Source organism: Streptomyces sp. NRRL S-495, from assembly GCF_000966955.1.
GTDB lineage: Bacteria > Actinomycetota > Actinomycetes > Streptomycetales > Streptomycetaceae > Kitasatospora > Kitasatospora purpeofusca.
Window position 1 is genome coordinate 1 of the sequence record NZ_JZWY01000562.1, and the last position, 22444, is coordinate 22444.

14 protein-coding genes and 2 pseudogenes are annotated in these 22444 nt (G+C 72.3%); 8 read left to right on the plus strand and 8 right to left on the minus strand.

Annotation, left to right across the window (positions count from 1 at the left end; all coding sequences use genetic code 11):
* The 3 genes and pseudogenes from VR45_RS27190 to VR45_RS27200 all read left to right on the plus strand — a co-directional run.
* Nucleotides 1-426: pseudogene (locus tag VR45_RS27190) on the plus strand (hypothetical protein); the annotation flags it as partial.
* Between the two features lie 410 nt (nt 427-836).
* A complete protein-coding gene (locus tag VR45_RS27195; RefSeq protein ID WP_045942497.1) occupies nt 837-2339 on the plus strand; it encodes a cellulase family glycosylhydrolase in 1503 nt (500 codons plus the stop codon).
* Nucleotides 2340-2352: 13 nt separating this feature from the next.
* The gene (locus tag VR45_RS27200) at nt 2353-4137 is read left to right on the plus strand and encodes a glycoside hydrolase family 6 protein (protein ID WP_045942480.1); all 1785 of its coding nucleotides are present in this window, start codon (nt 2353-2355) and stop codon (nt 4135-4137) included.
* Between the two features lie 92 nt (nt 4138-4229).
* Here the strand turns inward: VR45_RS27200 and VR45_RS27205 are convergent, their stop codons facing one another.
* Nucleotides 4230-5252 carry a LacI family DNA-binding transcriptional regulator gene (locus VR45_RS27205; protein ID WP_045942481.1) on the minus strand — a complete coding sequence of 341 codons (1023 nt, stop codon included), beginning with the start codon at nt 5250-5252 and terminating at the stop codon, nt 4230-4232.
* Nucleotides 5253-5528: 276 nt separating this feature from the next.
* Here VR45_RS27205 and VR45_RS27210 point away from each other — a divergent pair, with 276 nt between their 5' ends.
* Genes VR45_RS27210 through VR45_RS27225 form a run of 4 tightly spaced genes read left to right on the plus strand, consistent with a single transcriptional unit; the run spans nt 5529 to nt 10143 of the window.
* A complete protein-coding gene (locus tag VR45_RS27210; protein ID WP_045942482.1) occupies nt 5529-6878 on the plus strand; it encodes an extracellular solute-binding protein in 1350 nt (449 codons plus the stop codon).
* Nucleotides 6879-6892: 14 nt separating this feature from the next.
* Nucleotides 6893-7825 (plus strand): sugar ABC transporter permease, encoded by a 933-nt coding sequence (locus VR45_RS27215; RefSeq protein WP_234326214.1) that lies wholly within the window; start codon nt 6893-6895, stop codon nt 7823-7825.
* 4 nt (nt 7826-7829) lie between these two features.
* Nucleotides 7830-8663: a carbohydrate ABC transporter permease gene (locus VR45_RS27220; protein ID WP_045942484.1), complete on the plus strand. Its 834-nt coding sequence runs from the start codon at nt 7830-7832 to the stop codon at nt 8661-8663.
* A gap of 25 nt (nt 8664-8688) precedes the next feature.
* Nucleotides 8689-10143, plus strand: coding sequence for a GH1 family beta-glucosidase (locus tag VR45_RS27225; protein WP_045942485.1), 1455 nt, complete (start codon nt 8689-8691; stop codon nt 10141-10143).
* 115 nt (nt 10144-10258) lie between these two features.
* On the opposite strand, the gene VR45_RS27230 is transcribed toward VR45_RS27225, so the two are convergent.
* The 5 genes from VR45_RS27230 to VR45_RS27250 form a co-directional block, all read right to left on the minus strand.
* Nucleotides 10259-11194, minus strand: a complete 936-nt coding sequence (locus VR45_RS27230) for a glycoside hydrolase family 6 protein (RefSeq protein WP_045942498.1) — start codon at nt 11192-11194, stop codon at nt 10259-10261.
* 156 nt (nt 11195-11350) lie between these two features.
* Nucleotides 11351-12322, minus strand: coding sequence for a galactofuranose ABC transporter, permease protein YjfF (gene yjfF / locus VR45_RS27235; RefSeq protein WP_045942486.1), 972 nt, complete (start codon nt 12320-12322; stop codon nt 11351-11353).
* Nucleotides 12319-13410, minus strand: coding sequence for an ABC transporter permease (locus VR45_RS27240; RefSeq protein ID WP_045942487.1), 1092 nt, complete (start codon nt 13408-13410; stop codon nt 12319-12321). The genes yjfF and VR45_RS27240 overlap by 4 nt, the downstream gene beginning before the upstream one ends.
* Entirely contained in the window at nt 13407-14936 is a 1530-nt protein-coding gene (locus VR45_RS27245) for a sugar ABC transporter ATP-binding protein (RefSeq protein ID WP_045942488.1), read from the minus strand. The genes VR45_RS27240 and VR45_RS27245 overlap by 4 nt, the downstream gene beginning before the upstream one ends.
* A 105-nt stretch (nt 14937-15041) precedes the next feature.
* Nucleotides 15042-16022 carry an ABC transporter substrate-binding protein gene (locus VR45_RS27250; RefSeq protein WP_045942489.1) on the minus strand — a complete coding sequence of 327 codons (981 nt, stop codon included), beginning with the start codon at nt 16020-16022 and terminating at the stop codon, nt 15042-15044.
* A 334-nt stretch (nt 16023-16356) separates the two neighbouring features.
* On the opposite strand from VR45_RS27250, the gene VR45_RS27255 reads away from it, so the two are divergent.
* Nucleotides 16357-18537, plus strand: coding sequence for a glycoside hydrolase family 9 protein (locus VR45_RS27255; RefSeq protein ID WP_045942490.1), 2181 nt, complete (start codon nt 16357-16359; stop codon nt 18535-18537).
* A gap of 101 nt (nt 18538-18638) precedes the next feature.
* On the opposite strand, the gene VR45_RS27260 is transcribed toward VR45_RS27255, so the two are convergent.
* Nucleotides 18639-20057: a PHB depolymerase family esterase gene (locus VR45_RS27260; protein ID WP_045942491.1), complete on the minus strand. Its 1419-nt coding sequence runs from the start codon at nt 20055-20057 to the stop codon at nt 18639-18641.
* Between the two features lie 98 nt (nt 20058-20155).
* Nucleotides 20156-22427 (minus strand): annotated as a pseudogene (locus VR45_RS27265) (glycoside hydrolase family 3 N-terminal domain-containing protein).
* Nucleotides 22428-22444 lie beyond the last annotated feature (17 nt).

A 22444-nucleotide genomic window follows, 5' to 3' on the forward strand; every position in this document is an offset into this window, starting at 1 on the left:
GCGCCCCCGACACCGTCGGCGAGCAGCCGACCGCAGAACGGTCCGCTGGGTTCGGAGGGATCGATCGACCCGCACAGCACGGTCTACTGGGCACAGAACAACCTCACTCTCCGGACCACCCAGCCGCTCACCGCGCTCGCCGTCGAACTGCGCATCGTCCAGACCGGCGACGTACGGGACGCCGGCAACTGGCGGACCCTGCCGGGCGACGACTTCACCGTCACCGCCCAGGAGTCCGGCGGCGTGCTGCTCTACCGCTGGGTCCTCAAGCCGGGCCGCACCGTACCGGCCGGACAGCACGAGTTCGCGGCCCAGTACAACCATGCCACCGGCGTGCGCGGCGCGGCGGGCGACAGCTATCGGATCGACGCCCAGTCGGCGGGCGGCCCCGCATCCGTCTGGGGAGGATTCTCCCCGGGCCGGTGAAGGCCGGGGAAGTCCGGTTGAAGGCCGGGGAGTGTCCGGAAGCGGCCCGGGTGCGCGTGCACCCGGGCCGCTTCCGTCCGCGGGCGCCGCGGCCCGCCCACGACCGGTTGCGGTTTCACCGTACGGGGGCAGCCGCACGGCGTTGTACGACAGTGCTTGACCAGTGGGAGCGCTCCCACTGTGCGGGATCCCCGCGAGCGGGTCAAGAGGCTTGAAGAGTCGAACACCTCTGCTCAGCAATCCCTGCAACTCCTCTTTTCCTTGGCGGCAGTTGGCGCTACGGTCGGTGCCCACCAGTGGGAGCGATTCCGTCAGTCGACGCGCCGGGAGCGGCGTGTCCTCGCTGCAAGGAGTCGCTCATGCGACATCCCCCACCCCTCACAGCGCTGTTCGGCGGCGCGGTCCTCGCCATGGTGAGCGCCGTGTCCGCCGCGGCGGGCGCCGGCCCGGGCACCGCCGCTCCGCTCGGCTGCTCCGTGGACTACTCCACGGTCAACCAGTGGACCGGCGGCTTCCAGGCCTCCGTCGTCATCACCAACCACGGCGCACCGACGAACAGTTGGAGCTTCGGCTTCCGGTTCACCGGCGGCCAGCACCTCAGCCAGGGCTGGGGCGCCGCCTGGTCCCAGTCCGGCACCGGTGTCACGGCCGCGAACGAGAGCTGGAACGGCTCGCTCGGGACCGGTGCGAGCGTCACCCTCGGCATCATCGCCTCCTGGTCCGGCGCCAACCCCGACCCGACCGGGTTCACCCTCAACGGCCTTCCCTGCTCGTCCGGTTCGGGACCGTCGCCCAGCCCGACCGCCACCCCGACCAGCAGCCCGACCGCCACCCCGACACCGACCGCCACCCCTACCCCGACCAGCGGCCCGACCGCCACCCCCACCCCGCCCGCCGGCGCACCCGAACTCGGCGTCAGCGGAAACCGACTCACCGACCGGAGCGGCGCCACCCGCCGTCTGCTCGGCGTCAACCGCTCCGGCGGCGAGTTCATGTGCGTCCAGGGCCACGGCGTCTTCGACGGCCCGGTCGACGACGCCGCCGTCCGGGCCATCGCGGACTGGAAGGCCAACACCGTCCGCATCCCGCTCAACGAGGAGTGCTGGCTCGGCCTGGACAACATCCGGCCCGAGTACCGGGGCGACGCCTACATCGGCGCCGTCGAACAGCTGGTGGCCCGCGTCCTCGCGCACGGCATGACCCCCGTGGTCGAACTCCACTGGACGTACGGCCAGTACACCGGCAACTCGGCGGGCTGCACGGACGTGCACGCCTCCTGCCAGAAGCCGATGCCGGACGCCCGGTACGCGCCGGCCTTCTGGACCTCGGTGGCGAACACCTTCAAGGACGACCCCCGGGTGGTGTTCGACCTGTTCAACGAGCCCTACCCGGACCGGGCGACCGCCACCGCCGAACAGGCCTGGACCTGCTGGCGCGACGGCGGCACCTGCCCGGGCATCGGGTACGAGGTGGCCGGCATGCAGGACCTGGTGGACGCCGTCCGCGCCACCGGCTCCCGCAATGTCGTCCTGGTCCCGGGGGTCGCCTACGCGAACGACCTGAGCGGCTGGCTCGCCCACGCACCCTCGGACCCGACCGGCAATACGGCCGCCGCCTGGCACGTCTACAACTTCAACTCCTGTGCCGACGAGGCCTGCTGGAACTCCACCCTGGCCCCGGTCGCCGCCCGTGCCCCGCTCGTGGCGGGCGAGATCGGCGAGAACACCTGCGGGCACGCGTTCGTCGACCGCGTCATGAAGTGGTCCGACGACCACGGGCTCTCGTACCTGGGCTGGACCTGGAACACCTGGGACTGCTCCTCCGGCCCCGCTCTGATCAGCGCCTACGACGGCACCCCCACCGCATTCGGCCTCGGACTGCGCGACCACCTTCGCGCCTCCGACGGACACTGAGAGGGACCCCACCATGAGCCCCACCACCCCCACCCGACCCACCGTCGGCCGACTGCGCAGCAGTCGGACCGCCCTGCTCACCGCTCTCGGCCTGCTCACCGCGACCGGTGCCACCGCCACCGTGCTGTCCACCTCCGCGGGTGCCGCCGCGGCCGGCTGCCGGGTCGACTACCAGGTCACCAACCAGTGGGACACCGGCTTCGGCGCCAACGTCGCCGTCACCAACACCGGTGACCCGCTGAGCTCCTGGACCCTGGAGTGGACCTTCGCCGGCAACCAGCAGGTCACCCAGGGCTGGAACGCGACCTTCACCCAGTCCGGGGCCGCCGTCACCGCCCGGAACGTCTCGTACAACGGCAGCCTGGCGACCGGCGGTTCCACCTCCTTCGGGTTCAACGGCTCCTACGGCGGCACCAATCCGGTGCCCGCCGCCTTCAAGCTCAACGGGGTGCCCTGCAACGGCTCCACCACGAGCCCCACCCCCACGGGCACCCCCACCGGCACCCCGACGAGCACCCCCACCGGTACGCCCACCACCCCGCCCGGCACCCGCGTCGACAACCCGTATGTCGGCGCCAAGGTCTATGTGAACCCCGAGTGGTCCGCCAACGCCGCCGCCGAACCCGGCGGCACCAAGGTCGCCAACCAGCCCACCGGCGTCTGGCTGGACCGGATCGCCGCGATCGCCGGCGCCAACGGCCGGATGGGGCTGCGCGCCCACCTCGACGAGGCGCTGCGCCAGAAGGGCAGCGGCGAACTCGTCGTCCAGCTGGTGGTCTACGACCTGCCCGGCCGGGACTGCGCCGCCCTCTCCTCCAACGGCGAACTCGGCCCGACCGAGATCGACCGGTACCGGACGGAGTTCATCGACCCGATCGCGGCCGTCCTCGCCGACCCCAAGTACGCCGGCCTGCGGATCGTCACCACGGTCGAGCTCGACTCGCTGCCGAACCTGGTCACCAACACCACGCCGCGCGCCACCGCCACCGCCGCCTGCGACGTGATGAAGGCCAACGGCAACTACATCAAGGGCATCGGCTACGCGCTCAAGAAGCTCGGCGCCGTCCCCAACGTGTACAACTACGCCGACGCCGGCCACCACGGCTGGCTGGGCTGGGACGACAACCTCGGCCCGTCCGCCGAGCTGTTCAAGCAGGCGGCGACCTCCGAGGGCTCCACCCTCGCCAACATCCACGGCTTCATCGTCAACACCGCGAACTACAGCGCACTCAAGGAGAGCAACTTCACCATCGACGACAGCGTCAACGGCGCCTCCGTCCGCCAGTCCAAGTGGGTCGACTGGAACCGGTACGTCGACGAGCTCTCCTACGCCCAGGGGCTGCGGACCAAGCTGGTCTCGCTGGGCTTCGACCCCGGGCTCGGCATGCTGATCGACACCTCGCGCAACGGCTGGGGCGGTGCCGCCCGGCCGGCCGGCCCCGGACCGCGGACGAGCGTCGACGCCTATGTCGACGGCGGGCGCTACGACCGGCGGCTGAACACCGGGAACTGGTGCAACCAGGCCGGCGCGGGCCTCGGCGAACGGCCGCAGGCGGCCCCGACGCCGGGGATCGACGCGTACGTCTGGATGAAGCCGCCGGGCGAGTCGGACGGGGCCAGCAAGCCGCTCCCGAACAACGACGGCAAGGGCGTCGACGGGATGTGCGACCCGGCCTACACCGGCAACCCGAGGAACAACAACCACATGTCCGGTGCGCTGCCGGACGCGCCGCTGTCCGGCGACTGGTTCTCCGCCCAGTTCCGGGAGCTGCTGAAGAACGCCTATCCGGCACTGTGACGCGGCATTGAACACCCCGGCCGTCCGGAGCCCCGCGGAGCTCCGGACGGCCGGCGGTTCAGGACGACTCGTGGTTCAGGGCGGCCGGCGGTTCAGGACGACCCGCGCACCACCAGCTCCGTCGGCAGCACCAGGCGGGACGGCTCCGCGGCCTCGCCCGCGATCTGCCGCAGCAGAAGCCCGGCCATCGTGCGACCCATCTCCTCGATCGGCTGGCGGACGGTGGTCAGCGGGGGGTCGAGGTGGCGGGCCACCGGCGAGTCGTCGACGCCCACCAGCGCGACGTCACCGGGCACGTCCAGTCCCCTGGCCCGCAGGACGGCGAGCGCCCCGACGGCCATCAGGTCGGAGGCGGCGAACACCGCGTCCACGTCGGGGCAGCGCTCCAACAGCTCCCGCATCGCCCGCCGGCCGCCGTCCTCCGTGAAGTCCCCGGTGGCGACGAGGCGTTCGTCCGCCGGCAGGCCGGCCGCTGCCAGCCCCTGCCGGTAGCCGGCCAGCCGGCCGTGCGCGGCGTCCATGTCCGCCGGGCCGGTGATGGTGGCGATGCGACACCGGCCGCGCCCGGCCAGGTGCCGCACCGCCGAGCGGCCGGCCCCCACGTTGTCGGAGTCCACATACGCCACCGGCTCCTGCGGCGAACGGCGCCCGTTCAGCACGACCGGCAGGCCCAGTGCGCGCACCTGGTCGGGCAGCGGGTCGTCCCGGTGGACCGAGACCAGCAGCACGCCGTCCACCCGCTGTGCGGCGAGGTACTGCTCGAAGCGCTGCCGCTCCTGCTCGGTGCGGATCAGTGTGAGCAGCAACTGCTTGTCCGCCGTGCCGAGTTCGGCGCTCACACCGCGGATGATGTCCAGGAAGTACGGCTCCGCGAACAACCGCGCCTCTGTCTCCGGCACCACCAGCGCGACCGCGTCCGTCCGGCTTCCGGCCAGCGCCCGGGCCGCCCGGTCGGGCACGTAGCCCAGCTCCGCGACGGCCCGGCCGACCGCCTCCTTCGCCTGTTCGCTCACCCTCGACGAGCCGTTGATCACCCGGGACACCGTGCCGCGCCCGACCCCGGCCCGGGCCGCGACCTGCTCCAGGGTCGGCCTTCCGGTCTGCCGTCCGCTCACTGCCCACGCGCCTTCCGTCGCCGCCTTCGGTCTCGCGTCCCCGGGAGGGGCGCCTGGCAGAGGATCGTAGGTCACCGGAGCGCGGCGCCGCCACGGCCGCGTTCAGGAAATGGCGATGGTGGGCCAACGTCGTTGTGCCGGAGAGCAATTCGGCTTCATCTCTTGACACCGGATCAGCCGAGGCAGGAACCTTCCGACTACGACGTGGGAGCGCTCCCACGCTGCTGGGGGCCGCCACCCGCGAGCCCCGCACCACCCCCGGACGAGGAGAGTGGAATGCGCACCACCACCACCGCCACAGCCACCACCGCCAGAGGCCGACGCCTCACCGCGCTCACCGCCCTGGCCGCGAGCACCGCCCTGCTGGCCGCCTGCAGCAGCAGCGGAAGCGGCACCAAGGCCGACGGCGGCAGCGGCACCGTCACGCTGCGGATCGGCACCTTCGGCTCCTTCGGCTACGACAACGACACCGGCGCCAAGCTCTACGCCGAGTACGAGAAGCTGCACCCCGGCATCAAGATCGTCGAGTCCAACGTGGCCGACGGCCAGAAGTACTGGGACACGCTCAAGCTGCGGCTCTCCCGGGACAGCGGCCTCGCCGACATCCAGGCCGTCGAGGTCGGCTACGTCGCCGAGGCCACCGGGCCCGGGCTGGCGGGCAAGTGGGTGGACCTCGGCAGCACCGGCGGCGCGGACCTCGGCGCCTACCTGGACTGGAAGACCAAGCAGGCCACCACGGCGGACGGCAAGGTGATCGGTCTCGGCACCGACATCGGCCCGATGGCGATCTGCTACAACAAGGACCTCTTCGCCAAGGCCGGGTTGCCGACCGACCGCGCCCAGGTCGGCGCGCTCTGGGCCGGCAGCTGGGACAGGTTCCTCGAAGCCGGTCGCGGCTACCAGGCGAAGGCGCCCGAGGGCACCGCCTTCCACGACTCCGCCAGCGGACTGTTCAACGCCGTCGTCGCCAGTGAGCCGATCCAGTACGCCGACGCCAAGGGCGAGTTGGACTACCGGAACAGCCCCGGCGTGAAGAAGGCCTGGTCCATCGCCACCACCGCGGCCACCGGCGGGATCACCGCCAAGCTGCGGCAGTTCGACGAGAAGGGCACCTGGAACGCGGGCTTCAAGAACAACAGGTTCGCCACCGTCGCCTGCCCGAGCTGGATGACCGGGATCATCAAGGACCAGGCCGGCCCGGAGAACCAGGGCAAGTGGGACATCGCCCCGGCCCCGGTCGCGGGCAACTGGGGCGGCTCCTTCCTCGCCGTCCCGAAGTCCGGCGGGCACGTCAAGGAGGCCGCCGAGCTCGCCGCCTGGCTGACAGCTCCCGCCCAGCACGCGAAGGTCTTCGCCGTCAACGGGAACATCCCCTCCACCAAGGAGACCCTCTCCTCCCCCGCCGTCCGGGACGCCACCCTGCCGTTCTTCGGCGACACCCCGGTCGGCCGGATCTACTCGGAGGCCGCCGCCGGCATCAAGGCCGTACCGATCAGCCGCTGGGACGGCCAGGTGAAGACCTTCCTCACCGACAACGGCATCCTCGACATCGAGCAACGCGGCACCGATCCCGCGCAGGCGTGGAGCAATGTCGACAAGCTGGTCGACGACAAGATCCAGAAGTAGCCACGGTGGACCTCATCGCCTCCAACGCCCCGCCGCTCAGGCCACGTTGGCGCAGCAGGCTGTACCGCTGGGACGTCCGGGCCGCGCCGTACGCGTTCGTCGCACCGTTCTTCCTCTGCTTCGCGGCCTTCGGCCTCTTCCCCTTGGTCTACACCGGCTGGCTCTCGCTGCACCGGGTCGAGCTGGGCGGCGAGGCCGAGTGGCTCGGCCTGCGCAACTACACCGGCCTGTGGGACAGCGACTTCTTCTGGAACGCCCTCGGCAACACCTTCACCATCGGCGTGGTCTCCACCGTGCCCCAGCTGCTGCTGGCCCTGGGCCTGGCCCATCTGCTCAACTACCGGATGCGCGGCCGGGGTTTCCTGCGGGTCGCGGTGCTCGCGCCGTACGCGACCTCGATCGCCGCCGCCACCCTGGTGTTCGCCCAGCTGTTCAACAGCGACTACGGGCTGATCAACACCGTGATCGGCTGGGCCGGCTTCCACCCGGTGGACTGGGAATCCTCCAAGTGGCCCGCGCAGATCGCCATTTCGGCGATCGTCACCTGGCGCTGGACGGGCTACAACGCGCTGATCTACCTCGCCGCGATGCAGGCCGTCCCCCAGGAGCTGTACGAGGCGGCGGCGATCGACGGAGCCTCCAGGGCCCGGCAGTTCCTCAGCGTCACCGTCCCGTCGATCCGCCCGACCATCCTGTTCACCGTCGTGGTGTCCACCATCGGCGCCACCCAGCTCTTCGGCGAGCCGATGCTGTTCGGCGGCAGCCTGGGGGTCAGCGGCGGCAGTGGCAACCAGTTCCAGACGCTCAGCCTGCTGATGTACGAGAAGGGCTGGGTGACCGGGGCGCTCGGCCAGGCCTCCGCGATCGCCTGGGTGATGCTGCTGTTGCTGCTGTCCGCGGGGGCCGTGCAGGCGCTCGTCGTCCGCGCCCGCCGAAGGAGGGCCTGAACCCGTGCGCACCACCTCCGTACTCCGCACCCGCCTGCGACCGTCCGCCGGGCGTCAGCACCACGCCGGCCCGCTGACCTACGTCCTGCTCGGGATCGCCGCCCTGGTCTCGCTCTTCCCGCTGTACTGGAACCTGGTCGCCGCCTCGCACTCGGGCGAGCGGGTGGTCGAGGCCCCGGCGCCGCTGCTGCCGGGCCCGCACCTGCTCGACAACCTCACCTTCGCCTGGAACCAGGTCGACATGGGGCGGGCGCTGGTCAACACCACGGTGGTGGCCGGTCTGGTGGCGCTGTCCACCGTGCTGTTCGCCACCTTGGCCGGGTTCGCCTTCGCCAAGCTGCCCTTCCGCGGCCGCAATGTGCTGCTCGCCCTCGTCGTCGCCACCATGACCGTCCCGCCCCAGCTCAGCGTCATCCCGCTCTACCGGATCATCACGGACCTGGGCTGGGTGGATCAGCTGCAGTCGGTGGTGCTGCCCTCGCTGGTCGAAGCCCTGCCGGTGGAGCTGGTCGAGGCCGCCCGGGTGGACGGCGCGCACAGTCTGCGGATCGTCTGGCACGTGGTCTTCCCGGTGGCGCGGCCCGCCATGGCCGTCCTCGGCATGCTGGTCTTCGTCCAGGCGTGGAACGACTTCTTCTGGCCCTTCATCGCCCTCACCCCGGACGGCAACCCCACCCTCCAGGTCGCGCTGGCCGGCCTCGGGTCGGGCAACCACAGCGTCGACCAGGCGATCGTGCTGACCGGCGCGCTCATCTCCACGGTGCCGCTACTGCTGGTCTTCGCCCTGCTGGGCAAACACATCGTGGGCGGCATCACCGCCGGCGCCGTCAAGAGCTGAACCCCTCACCCTCGGGAGCGAACCCATGCCCCTTCCCCCCTCCGGCCCTCTCCCTCCCGCCACCGCCGCACCGCCCCGGTTCCCGACCGGCTTCCTCTGGGGCGCGGCCACCTCCGCCTACCAGGTGGAGGGCGCCACCGCGGAGGACGGCCGGACCCCCTCGATCTGGGACACCTTCTGCCGCACCCCCGGCAAGGTCTTCCAGGGCCACAGCGGCGAGGTCGCCGTCGACCACTACCACCGCTTCCGCGGGGACGTCCGGCTGATGGCCGAGCTCGGGCTGACCGCCTACCGCTTCTCGGTCTCCTGGCCCCGCGTCCAGCCCACCGGCCGCGGCCCGGCCGTCCAGCAGGGCCTGGACTTCTACCGCCGCCTCACCGACGAGCTGCTCTCCCACGGCATCACCCCCGTCGCCACGCTCTACCACTGGGACCTCCCCCAGGAGCTGGAGTCCGCCGGCGGGTGGCCCGAGCGGGTGACCGCCGAGCGCTTCGCCGACTACGCCGCGCTGGTGGGCGAGGCCCTCGGCGACCGGATCGGCCACTGGACCACCCTCAACGAGCCCTGGTGCAGCGCCTTCCTCGGCTACGGCTCCGGTGTCCACGCGCCCGGCCGCACCGACCCGGTGGCCGCGCTGCGGGCCGCCCACCACCTCAACCTCGGCCACGGCCTGGCCGTCACGGCACTGCGCGACCTGCTGCCCGCCGCCGCACAGCTGTCGGTCTCGCTCAACCTGCACGCACTGCGCCCCTTCACCCCGTCCGCCGCCGACCAGGACGCCGTGCGCAGGATCGACGCCGTCGGCAACCGGGTCTTCCTCGGCCCGATCCTGGAGGGCGCCTACCCGGAGGACCTGCTGGCCGACACGGCCCACCTCACCGACTGGGCCTTCGTCCGCCCCGGGGACCCCAAGCAGATCCACCAGCCGCTGGACTGGCTGGGTGTCAACTACTACACACCCACCGTCGTCTCGGCGACGGCCGAGGGCGCCGACCCCGCCCGGGAGGACGGCCACGGCGGCGGCACGGCCTCCCCCTGGCCGGGGGCGGACCGGGTCGGCTTCCGTCCGGCGCCGGGCGAGCGGACCGCGATGGGTTGGGCCGTCGACCCCACGGGCCTGCACCAGCTGCTGACCGGCCTGGCCCACCGCCACCCGGAGCTGCCGCTGATGGTCACCGAGAACGGCGCGGCCTACGACGACCGGGTCGGCGCGGACGGCACGGTCGACGACCCGGAGCGCACCGCCTACCTCCACGCCCACCTGGCGGCGATCCACCGGGCGGCGGCCGACGGGGCGGACGTGCGCGGCTACTTCGCCTGGTCCCTGCTGGACAACTTCGAGTGGGCGTACGGCTACGACAAGCGCTTCGGACTGGTGCACGTCGACTACGCCACCCAGACCCGCACCCCGAAGTCCAGCGCCCGCTGGTACGCCGGGGTGGCCCGGAGCGGTGAGCTGCACCCGCCGGTCGGCGGATAGGGCCGCCGCGGGGACCGGAGCGGACGTGGCGGGTGCCGGAGGGCACCCGCCACGCTGGTTCCACGGCGGCCCCGGAGCCCCGGACCACTGCCGCGGGGCCGGCCGTCGTTCCGGGTCAGTAGCCGTAGACCATCCTGTAGGCGACCTCGGGCAGGAACTGACCGGCGGTGGATCCGGCGCCGACGCCGCAGTTGCCGTCGGACTCGCCGGGGATCCACAGCAGCATCTCGGCGCCACCGCCGAGCTGCGAGGGCCGGCCGATCCGCCGCCCCGCCGGGTTGCACCACGCGCCGTTGGAGCCGTTGCCGTTGCGGCTGGTGTCGATGACGTACGGCTTGGTGAAGCCCTTCGCGGACTTCAGGGCCGCGTTGACGGCGTTGCCGTAGGCGGTGTTCTCCGCGGTGGTGAGGTAGTTCGACACGTTCAGCGAGAACCCGTGCGCTCCGCCCACCCCGGCCGCGGCCAGGTGCTGGGCCATGGTGCCGGCACTCAGCCAGGCGGGGTTGCCGGCGTCGAGGTAGACCCAGGTGTTCGGGGCCTTGGTGTTGAACTGCGCGACGGCGTTGTTCAACAGGGCGTTGCGCTCGGTGATCTGGGCCTGGGTCATGCAGCTCTCGTCGCCGAGCGAGTCGGGTTCGAGGACGACCACCGCGGGCCGGTTGCCGATGCCGGAGGCGAAGGCGGCGATCCAGGTCCGGTAGTCGGCGGCGCTGCCCGCCCCGCCGCCGGACTGGCCGGCGCAGATGTCGCGGTCGGGGATGTTGTAGGCCACCAGGAGCGGCAGCTTGCCCTGGGCGGCGGCCGCGCCGACGAAGGAGCCGGTCGCCGTCCCGACGGCGCCGCTCCAGTTGCCGAACCAGCGCGCCGCCGGCACGTCGGCGATCGACGACCGGACGGCGGGGGCGCGGCCGTCGCCCGGGTTGGCGTTGACCCACCGCCGCGCCGAGGAGTCGGGGTCGAGGTAGAAGCCGTTGGTCATGGTGGTGGGATCGGCGGCGTGGGCGGTCCCGGGGTGGAGCGTGAGCAGGGCGGCGCTCAGGATCGGGGCCATGAGCAGGGAACGCGTACGGAGCGAGTGGCGCACGGGGACTCCTCATCGGGGTGGGGGTGAGGGTGGCGACGGGACGCGTCCTCCGGTCGGTTGGGGGTACCGCCGCACGGGCGGGGCCGCGCGGCGGACGGAGGTGCGGGTGGACGTGCCCCGCGGTCAGCGCCGACGGGCGGTGAGCAGGCGCTGCAGGACGATGAAGACGAACAGCAGGGCGCCGATGACGATCCGGGTCCACCAGGAGCTGAGGGTGCCCTGGAAGCTGATCACGGTCTGGATCAGTCCGAGCACCAGCACGCCCAGCACGGTACCGAGGAGGTAACCGGAGCCGCCGGTCAGCAGCGTGCCGCCGATGACGACCGCGGCGATCGCGTCGAGTTCCAGGCCGACCGCGTGCAGGCCGTAGCCGGAGAGCATGTAGAAGGTGAGCAGGACGCCGCCGAGTGCGGAGCAGAAGCCGCTGATCGCGTACACGGTGATCCTGGTCCGCCGGACCGGCAGCCCCATCAGCAGCGCGGACTGCTCGCCGCCGCCGAGCGCGTAGACGTTGCGGCCGAGCCGGGTGCGGTGGAGGACCACGAATCCGACCGCGACCACCAGCAGCGCGATCACCACGCTCGGCGAGACGAACAGACTGCCGAGCGGGATCCGGGTCTGCGCCATGGCGGTGTACTGCGGATCGGTGATGGAGATCGAATCGATGCTGATCGTGTAGCACAGGCCGCGGGCCAGGAACATGCCGGCCAGCGTGACGATGAACGGCTGGATCTCCAGGACGTGGATGACCCAGCCCATCAGCCAGCCGCCCGCAGTGCCCGTCAGCAGGACCAGCGGGATCACCAGCAGCGGCGGCCAGCCGTGCTGTTCGACCAGCCAGGCGGAGACCACGGTGGACAGGGCGACCACCGCACCGACCGACAGGTCGATGCCGCCGGTCAGCACGACGAAGGTCATCCCGACCGCGACGACCAGCAGGAAGGCGTTGTCGATCAGCAGATTGAGCACGACCTGGCCGGAGAAGAAGCCCTCGTACTCCACCGAGCCGACGCCGAACATCGACACCAGCAGGACCGCGGTGACCAGCAGCGGGATCTGCCCGCGCAGGCGGGCCGACAGGGCGTTGGCGTTCATTCGCCGACCTCCCGGTGAGTGGGGGCCGCGGTCCGGGACCGGGCGGCGCGCCGGACCCGGGCGCCGCGGCCGGCGAGCTCGGCGCGGAAGGCGGGCGACTGGACCAGGCACACCGCGATCACCACGAACGCCTTGAACACCAGGGTGGTCTCCGGCGGGATGCCGACGGTGTAGACGGTGGTGGAGAGGGTCTGGATGATCAGCGCGCCGAGGACGGTGCCGCCGATCGAGAACCGGCCGCCGTTGAGCGAGGTCCCGCCGAGCACCACCGCGAGGATGGCGTCGAGTTCGATCCACAGGCCGGCGTTGTTCCCGTCCGCCGCCGAGACGTTGGAGGAGACCATCAGTCCGGCGACCGCCGCGCACAGCGCGCTGAACACGTACACCAGGCCGACCAGGCGCATCGCCCGGATGCCGACCAGCCGGCTGGCCACCGGATTGCCGCCGACCGACTCCAGCAGCAGGCCGAGCGCGGTGGAACGGGTGAGCAGCGCGGCGAGCAACGCGATCAGGCCGCTGAGCAGGATCGCGAACGGCACCGTCAGCCAGTAGCCTCCGCCGATCAGCTGGTAGGGCTCGCTGGTGACGGTGATGATCTGGCCGTCGGTGATCAGCTGGGCCAGGCCCCGGCCGGCGACCATCAGGATCAGGGTGGCGACGATCGGCTGGACGCCTGCCCCGGCCACCAGGACACCGTTGACGAGGCCGAGCACCAGGGCGGTGCCGAGGGCGTAACCGAGGGCGGTCAGCACGGTGCCGACGCCGCCAGGGTCGGCGGAACTGCTGATGTGCAGGCAGGCCGTGGCGCCGGAGATCGCGACGGTCGAACCGACCGACAGGTCGATGCCGCCGGTGGCGATCACCAGGGTCATGCCCAGGGAGACCAGGATCAGCGGGGCGCCGAAGTGCAGGATGTCGATCAGGGAGCCGTAGAGGTGGCCGCCCCGGAGGTGGACGGCGAAGAAGTCGGGGGTGAAGGCGAGGTTGGCGAGCAGGAGCACGGCCAGCACCGCGGCCGGCCAGAACAGCCGGTACCGGGTCACCGCCTTCATCACCTTCACCGGGCGCTCCGCCGTTGCCGTGCTCATTGCTCCGCTCCGCTCGCGATGGCGGCCATGACGCGCTCCGGGGTGAGCTCGCCGTCGTTGTCCAACTGGGCGACCATCCGGCGGTCGCGCAGTACGCCGACCCGGTGGCTGAGCCGCAGCACCTCCTCCAGTTCGGCGGAGATGAAGAGCACCGCCGTACCGTCCTCCGCGAGGCCCGCCACCAGCTTCTGGATCTCGGCCTTCGCCCCGATGTCGATGCCGCGGGTCGGCTCGTCCAGGATCAGCAGCTTGGGGTCGGTGATCAGCCAGCGGGCGAGCAGTACCTTCTGCTGATTGCCGCCGCTGAGGTTGCGCACCGGCGTCCCGGGGTCGGCCGGGCGGATGTCCAGGGCGCGTGTCCAGCGCAGCGCCAGCTCGTCCTGCGTGGCACGGGACAGCGGACGGGTCCAGCCCCGGGCCGCCTGCAGCGCCAGCACGATGTTCTCCCGGACGGTCAGCTCGCCGACCAGGCCCTCGGTCCTGCGGTTCTCCGAGCAGAACGCGATGCCGTGGGCGATCGCGTCGCGCGGCCCGCGCAGTGCGGTCTCGGCGCCCTCGATCCGCAGCGTGCCGCCGTCGCTCCGGTCGGCGCCGAACAGCAGCCGGGCGGCCTCGGTCCGTCCGGAGCCCAGCAGCCCGGCCAGTCCGATCACCTCGCCCGACCGGATTGCAAGGTCGTACGGTTCGACGGCGCCCCGCCGGGTCAGCCCGTCGGCCTGGAGGAACACCGCTCCGGTGTCCGGGCCGGTGTCCGGTCCGGTGCGTTCGCGCCGCTTGCCGCCACCGAGCCGGTCGAGGCCGGCGAGCTCGGCACCGATCATCCGGGAGACCAGTCCGGTCCGACTCAGCTCGCCGGTCAGGTACTCGCCTTCGAGCCGGCCGTTGCGCAGCACGGTCATCCGGTCGCAGATCTCGTAGACCTGGTCGAGGAAGTGCGACACGAACAGGATGGCGACCCCCTGGTCCCGCAACCGGCGCATCACGGTGAAGAGCTGACGGACCTCGTCGCGGTCGAGACTGGAGGTGGGTTCGTCCAGGATCAGCACCTTGGCGGAGGCGTCGACCGCGCGGACGATGGCCACGAGCTGCTGGACGGCGATGGAGCAGCTGTTCAGCGGCGCGCCGACGTCGATGTCCAGTTCCAGTTCGCGGACCAGCTCGGCGGCCCGGCGACGCATCGCGGCCCAGTCGATCAGGCCGAACCGGCGGGGCTCCCGCCCGATGAGGACGTTCTCCGCGACCGACAGGTTCGGACAGAGGTTCACCTCCTGGTAGACCGTGCTGATGCCGACCTGTCGGGCCTGTGCCGGTCCGGTGATCCGCACCGGCCGGCCGGCGAGCACCACCTCGCCGCCGTCCACCGGGTGGACACCGGTGAGCACCTTGATCAGGGTGGACTTGCCGGCGCCGTTCTCCCCCATCAGGGCGTGCACCTCGCCGGGGAAGAGTCGGAAGTCGACCCCGTCCAGCGCCACCACCCCGGGGAACTCCTTGCGGATCCCCCGGACTTCCAGGACCGGTTGCACCCGGGCTCTCCTCTCGTCTCTCCCGGACGCGTCCCGCCCTCGGGCGGTTCGGTCCGGGCTGTGCGGGGCCGGCCCGCAGGAGCGGCCCCGCACGATCGGGGTGGGTCAGTACTGGCGGTTCGGGAGGGCCGCGGCGGCCTGCTCGGGGGTGAAGGTGCCCTCCTCGGTCTTGATCCGCCGGGGCACCTGTTCACCCGCCTTGACCTTCTTCACCAGGTCCATCAGCTGGTCGCCGAGGAGCGGGTTGCACTCGACATCGAAGTTGATCTTGCCCTGGCTCATCGCGACGAAGGCGTCCTTGACGCCGTCCACGGACACGATCCTGATGTCGGTGCCGGGCTTCCTGCCGGCCTCCTCGATCGCCTGGATCGCCCCCAGCGCCATGTCGTCGTTGTGCGCGTACAGCACGTCGATCTTCGGCTGGGACTTCAGGAAGGCCTGCATGACCTCCTTGCCCTTGGCGCGGGTGAAATCGCCGGTCTGCGAGGCGACGACCTTGAACTTGGGCTGCCCCTTGATGGCGTCCGCGAAGCCGGACTTGCGGTCGTTGGCCGGCGCCGAGCCGGTGGTGCCCTCCAGCTGGACGACGTTCACGTCACCGCCGCTGGCCGAGTACTCCTTGACCAGCCAGTCGCCGGCCGCCCTGCCCTCCTCGACGAAGTCCGAGCCGAGGAAGGAGACGTAGAGCGACTCGTCCTTGGAGTCCACCGCGCGGTCGGTCAGGACGACCGGGATGCGCGCGTCCTTGGCCTCCTTCAGGACGGTGTCCCACCCCGACTCCACCACCGGCGAGAAGGCGATCACGTCGACCTTCTGCTGGATGAACGAGCGGATCGCCTTGATCTGGTTCTCCTGCTTCTGCTGCGCGTCGGAGAACTTCAGCTCGATGCCGGCCTTCTTCGCGGCCTCCTGGACCGACTTAGTGTTGGCGGTGCGCCAGCCGCTCTCCGCACCGACCTGCGAGAAGCCCACCACGATCCGGTGGCCGGAGCCCTTGTCGGCAGAGCCTCCGCCACCGGAGCCACAGGAGGTGAGGACGGCGACCATCGCGCCGGCAGCCAGGGCCGCCGCAGCTCTCTTGGACATGTCGGGACTTCCTCTCGGGATCGTCGATCGCTCGATTGTTAGCGCTCACAATCAGACCCGACAAGATTCGGTACAGCCCGTTATCCAATCTTGACCAGCCCCACCGGCACCGTCCGACAGTCCGTCACCGCCGTTCGCCGCACCAGGACTTCCCAACCCGACCAGGACGACGGGGTCCACGTCGCCGAACCGACGGCCGACCTGATGCAACGTCAACTCTTCCTCGATCAGCCCACCTTGACGCACCTGATGGACAGCTGGCTTCATTGGGGCACTGGGAGCGCTCCCACATTCCGGGCTCCCACTCCCCACCCCCGAAGGAAGGCCCCCACCCATGCCTCCCGACCTCTCCGGCCGCGGCCTGCCCCGACGCGCGGCCGCCGTACTGACCGGCCTGGCCCTGGCCGCCGGCGGCCTGACCGCCACCGCGTTCGCCCCGGCCACCACCGCGGCGGCGGCCACGGCCGGACCCGCCGCCGACTTCCCCGTCCGCGTGAACCAGCTCGGCTACCTGCCGGACGGGCCCAAGCGGGCCACCGTGGTCAGCTCCGCGACCGCCCCGCTCGCCTGGCAGCTGCGCGACGCCTCCGGCGCGCAGGCCGCCGCCGGCGCGACCACCGTGCACGGCGCCGACCGGGCGTCCGGCGAGTCCACACACCTGGTGGACTTCGGCGCGTACACCGGCACCGGCACCGGCTACACCCTGGTCGTGGACGGCCGGGCGAGCCACCCGTTCGACATCTCGGCGTCGCTGTACGACGGGCTGCGCGCCGACAGCATGTCCTTCTTCCACCAGCAGCGCAGCGGCATCGCCATCGACGCCGCCCTGGTCGGCAGCGCCTACGCGCGCCCCGCCGGCCACCTGGGCGTGGCGCCGAACAAGGGCGACACCGGCGTTCCGTGCCAGGCCGGGGTCTGCGACTACCGGTCGGACGTCCGCGGCGGCTGGTACGACGCGGGCGACCAGGGCAAGTACGTGGTCAACGGCGGCATCGCGACCTGGGAGCTGGTCAACTCCTTCGAACGGGCCCGCCGTTCGGGCGGCGACGCGGCGCTCGGCGACTCCACGCTGCGCGTCCCCGAGCGCGGCAACGGGGTACCGGACGTGCTGGACGAGGCCCGCTGGGAGCTGGACTTCCTGCTGCGGATGCAGGTCCCGGACGGCCGACCGCTGGCCGGCACGGCCTTCCACAAGGTGCATGACGCGCAGTGGACCGGCCTGCCGACCCGGCCCGAACTCGACGAAGCAGAGCGTGAATTGCACCGGCCGTCGACCGCCGCCACGCTCAACCTGGCCGCCACCGCCGCGCAGTGCGCCCGGGTGTACGCGCCGTACGACGCCGCCTTCGCCGCCCGCTGCCTGGACGCGGCCCGCCGCGCCTGGACGGCGGCCAGGGCCAACCCGAACCTCCTCGCCCCGGCGACCGACAACACCGGCGGCGGCGCGTACGAGGACGCCGACGTCTCCGACGAGTTCTACTGGGCCGCGGCCGAACTCCTCGCCACCACCGGCGAGTCGCAGTACCGGGACGCCGTCACCGCCTCGCCGCACCACAGCAAGCCGGTCGACGCGTTCTGGTGGGGCGGCACCGCGACGCTCGGCCGGATCACCCTGGCCACCGTGCCCGGCGTGGCCCTGCCCGGCGACGACGTGACGCGGCTGCGCGGCCTGCTGACCACGGCCGCCGACAGCCACCTGGCCACCATGGCCGGACAGGGCTACGCGGTTCCGATCGCCGCCGACGGCTACGTCTGGGGCTCCAACAGCTCGGTCGCCAACAACGCGATGGTGCTGGCCGTCGCCCACGAGCTGACCGGTGCCGCCCGCTACCGGACCGGCGCCCTGGAGGCGCTGGACTACCTGCTGGGCCGCAACGCGCTGGACCGCTCCTATGTGACCGGCTACGGCGAGCGCGCCTCGGAGAACCAGCACCACCGGTTCTGGGCGCACCAGAACGACGCCTCGCTGCCGCACCCGCCGGCCGGTTCCTTCGCGGGCGGCCCGGACGCCGGCCTGGAGGATCCNGGCCTGGAGGATCCGGTGGCGAAGGAACGGCTGACCGGCTGCGCACCGGCGGCCTGCTACGTCGACGACATCGGCTCGTACTCGACCAACGAGGTGGCGGTCAACTGGAACGCCTCGCTGGCCTGGCTCGCCGCGTTCGCCGCCGAACGGCGGACGGGACCGACGCAGCCCGCGGCGTCCTGCTCGGTGTCCTACCGGGTCGACAGCGCCTGGAGCGGCGGCTTCACCGCGACGGTGACCGTGCGGAACACCGGCACCGCGGCCGTCTCCGGCTGGACGCTCGGCTGGAGCTTCCCCGGTGACCAGCGGATCTCGACGGGGTGGAACGCGACGGTGGCCCAGTCCGGCCGCACCGTGAGCGCGCGGGACGCCGGCTGGAACGCCGGCCTGGCGGCCGGGGCGAGCACGAGCCTCGGCTTCCAGGCGACGTACTCCGGCGCCAACCCGGCGCCGGCCCGCTTCACCCTGAACGGCGCCGACTGCGCCTGAGCACGGCCCGGACGGGTCCGCCCGCCGCACCCTGACGGTGCGGCGGGCGGACCCGCGCGGTTACGGCCGGGCCGGGTCGGCGCGGCCGGCGCGCACCCGCGTCACCCCAGCGTCCACTGCTGGTTCCTGCCACCGCTGCAGCTCCACAGCTGGACCGGCGTTCCGTCGGCGGTGGCAAGCCCGGCCACGTCCAGGCAGAGCCCCGACTGGACCCCGGTGACGGTCCCGTTCGCGTTCAGCCGCCACTGCTGGTTGGTCTGGCCGTTGCAGGACCAGACGACCACCTTGGTGCGGTCGGTGGTGCCCTTGGCGTTGGCGTCCAGGCACAGGGTGCTGCCGCCGACGGTCACGGTCAGCTGGTTCGACGCCGTGCGGGTCCAGGTCTGGTTCGCACCGCCGTTGCACCCGAAGATCTGCTGCTGCGTGCCCGCCCCCGCGTTGTTCGCGTCGGTCAGGCACTTGCCCGCGGCCACCGCGTGCAGCGCGCCGGTCGTGCCGCCGCCGGACGGCCCCGCGTCCAGGCCCATGAAGCGGACGGCGTGGGCGGCCATCGCCGAACCCTGGACCGGGAGTTCGTGCCCGGCCCCGGCGAGGCTGTACGCCTCGACCTGGGTGACTCCGGCGCCGTTGTTGTACCGCGTGCGGTTCCAGTTCGCCACGGGGGTGTCGGTGGCCGACGGGGTCTGGCTCACGCCGAGGACGTCCGTCCACTGCTTGATCTCTTCACCGAGGTTGTTGTGACTCACCGAGGTGTCGGCGGTGCCGTGCCACAGCTGTACGCGCGGACGGGGACCGGTGTAGCCGGGATACCCCGGGTTGCGGACCAGGCCGCCCCACTGCTGCGGGGTCCTGGACACCTTGCCCTGGGCGCAGTCCCCGTTCCAGCCGCGCGGGGAGCCGGTGCGGAAGCAGTAGTAGGGCACGCCCATGAACGCCGCGCCCGCCTTGAACACCTCGGGGTACTCGGCGAGCAGCACGTTCGTCATCATCCCGCCCGACGACTCCCCGGTCACGTACACGGCGTCGGCGTTGCCGCCGTAGTGCTGCTCCGTGTAGGTGATCATCGACATCAGCCCGACCGGGTCACTGCCGCCGTTGCGGGTCAGCGCCTGGTCGGAGGAGACGTCCCAGCAGCTCTTGGCGGGGTTCGACGAGGGGTAGACGACGAGGAAGCCGTACCGGTCGGCCAGCGACCCGAAGTCGGTGCTGGAGTACATGTAGGGCCCCGTCCCCTGGCACCCGTGCAGCGCCAGCAGGATCGGGGGGTCGGCCCTGACGGCGGTCGGCACGTACAGGTGCATCAGCAGACCGGTCGGGTTGGTGCCGAAGTCCGTGATCTGCGTCAGCGAGGCGGCGGCCCGGGGGGCGGCGGCCGGCGGCGTGGCGACGGCCTGCAGCGCGGCGGTGGCCTGCGGGTCGGCGGCGGCCCGGGGGGCGGCCTGCAGGCTCAGGCCGACCGCGAGGCCGAGCGCGGCGACGACGCCCAGGAGGCGGGACGGTAACGAGCGGGATCGGAACATGGGACCTCTCCGTCGGGCGGCTCGGAGTGCGAGGAGTGCGAGGAGTGCGAGGAAGGTTCCGGCGGCGGGCGCGGTGACGCGTCAGGTGCGGTGACGCGTCAGGTGCGGCGGAAGTCCGCGTGCAGGCGCCGGGTGTGGTCCAGGACTCGGACCGGGCCGTCCAGTCGGACGGTGGCGGTGAGCCGGACGTCGGTGCTGGAGGCGGCGACCCGCAGCTCCAGTGCGCCGGGCTCGACGATGCGTCGGCCGTCGCGTCCGGTGAAGGACGCGAGGTCGGCGGGCACGCCGATCCGGACCCGGGTCCGCTCGCCCGCGTCGAGGGTGATCCGCCGGTAGCCGATCAGCCGCTGGACCGGCTGGACGACCGAGGCGACGGGGTCGTGCAGGTAGAGCTGGACGGTCTCGGTGCCGCTGCGCTCCCCGGTGTTGCGCAGGGTGAAGGCGAGGCCGAACCCGCCGTCGGTCGTGGCCGCGGCCCGTTCCACCTCCAGGTCGGTCCAGGCGAACGTGGTGTAGCCGATGCCGTGCCCGAATCCGAACGCGGGGGTCGGATCGGTACTTACTGGAGACCTCGCTGGCTCCGGCCAGACGGGCGGCGAGGTAGGTGGAGGGCTGCACGGCCGGCCGCGCCGGGATGCTGACCGGCAACCGGCCCGAGGGGTTGGTCCGGCCGCTGAGCACCGCGGCGATCGCCTCGGTCCCGGCCTCACCGGGGAAGAAGGTCTGCACCAGGGCCGCCGCCTCGGTCGCCGCGCGTCCCAGCGCGTAGGGGCGGCCGGCCAGCAGCACCGGCACGACCGGCCTGCCGGTGTCCAGCAGCGCGTCGAGCAACTGCCGCTGGACCCCGGGCAGTTCCAGCGTCTCGACGTCGCAGCCCTCGCCGCTGGTGCCGCGCCCGAACAGACCAGCCCGGTCACCGAGGGCGACGATCACGACATCGGCCTGCCGAGCCGCCTCGACGGCCTCGGCGAAGCCGGAGGTATCGAGCCCGTCGACGCTCGCCCCGGCCGCGGTCCGGATCTCGCTGCCGGGAAGTTCGGCCGCCAACGCCTGTCTGAGTGTGGGCAGTTCGATGCCGAGCGGGACTTCGGGATGCCGGCTGCCGACGTGCACGGGGAAGGCGTAGCAGCCCAGCACCGCGGTCGGCGTGTCCGCATTGGGGCCGATCAGCGCGATCCGGCGGGGTCCGCGGAGCGGCAGGGTGCCGTCGTTGCGCAGCAGCACCACGGCCTGCTCGGCGATCTCCCGGGCCAGGGCGCGGTTCTCCGGGCGGTCCAGGTCGACCGAGCCGCGCAGCCGGTTCGGGTCGTCCAGCGGGCGACCGGCGAGTGCCGCCGGGACGGCGTCCCAGTCCTGGTCCAGCAGGCCGAGCCGGGCCTTCTGGACCAGCACCCGGCGCAGCGCCCGGTCGACCAGCGCCTCGGGCACGGTGCCGTCCTGGACGGCGCGCAGCAGCGGCTCCCCGAAGGTCTTGACGGTGGGCAGTTCCACGTCCACGCCGCTGGCCAGGGCGAGGGCGGCGGCCTCGGCCCAGTCCCCGGCGACGCCGTGCAGCACCTTGAGGAAGGCGATGCCGAAGTAGTCGGCGACCACCGTCCCGTCGAAGCCCCAGGTGTCGCGCAGCAGCCCGGTCAGCAGCGCCTCGTCGGCGGCCGAGGGGACGCCGTCGGTGTCGGTGTAGGCGTGCATGACCGAACGGGGCCGGCCCTCCCGCACCGCCATCTCGAAGGGCGGCAGGATCACGTCGGCGCGCTCCCGCGCGCCCATCCCCACGGGGGCGAGGTTGCGTCCGGCGCGGGAGGCCGAGTACCCGGCGAAGTGCTTGAGCGTGGCGACGATCCCCTCGGACTCCAGGCCCTGCACGTAGGCGGTGGCCACCGTGCCGACCAGGTAGGGGTCCTCGCCGATGGTCTCCTCGACCCGGCCCCAGCGGGCGTCGCGGACGACGTCGAGGACCGGGGCGAGGCCCTGGTGGACGCCGACCGCCCGCATGTCGCGGCCGATGGCCGCGGCCATCCGCCGGATCAGGTCCGGGTCGAAGGTGGCACCCCAGGAGAGCGGCACCGGGTAGGCGGTGGCACCCCAGGCGGCGAAGCCGGCCAGGCACTCCTCGTGCGCGAGGGCGGGTATGCCGAAGCGGTTCGCGGCGGCGATGCGCCGCTGGCTGCGGGCCAAGGAGAGCGCGCCCAGCGCCGGGTCGACCGGCAGCGTGCCGAAGGGCCGGGTCAGCTGGCCCAGGCCGGAAGGGAGCAGGTCGTCGAGGACGGGCGGATCCTCCATGTCGTGCTGGTGCGGGGCGACCTCACTGCCCTCCTCGGAGGCGCCGACCCAGACGCCCACGAGCTGGGCCAGCTTCTCCGGCAGCGTCATTTCGGCGCGGACGGCGT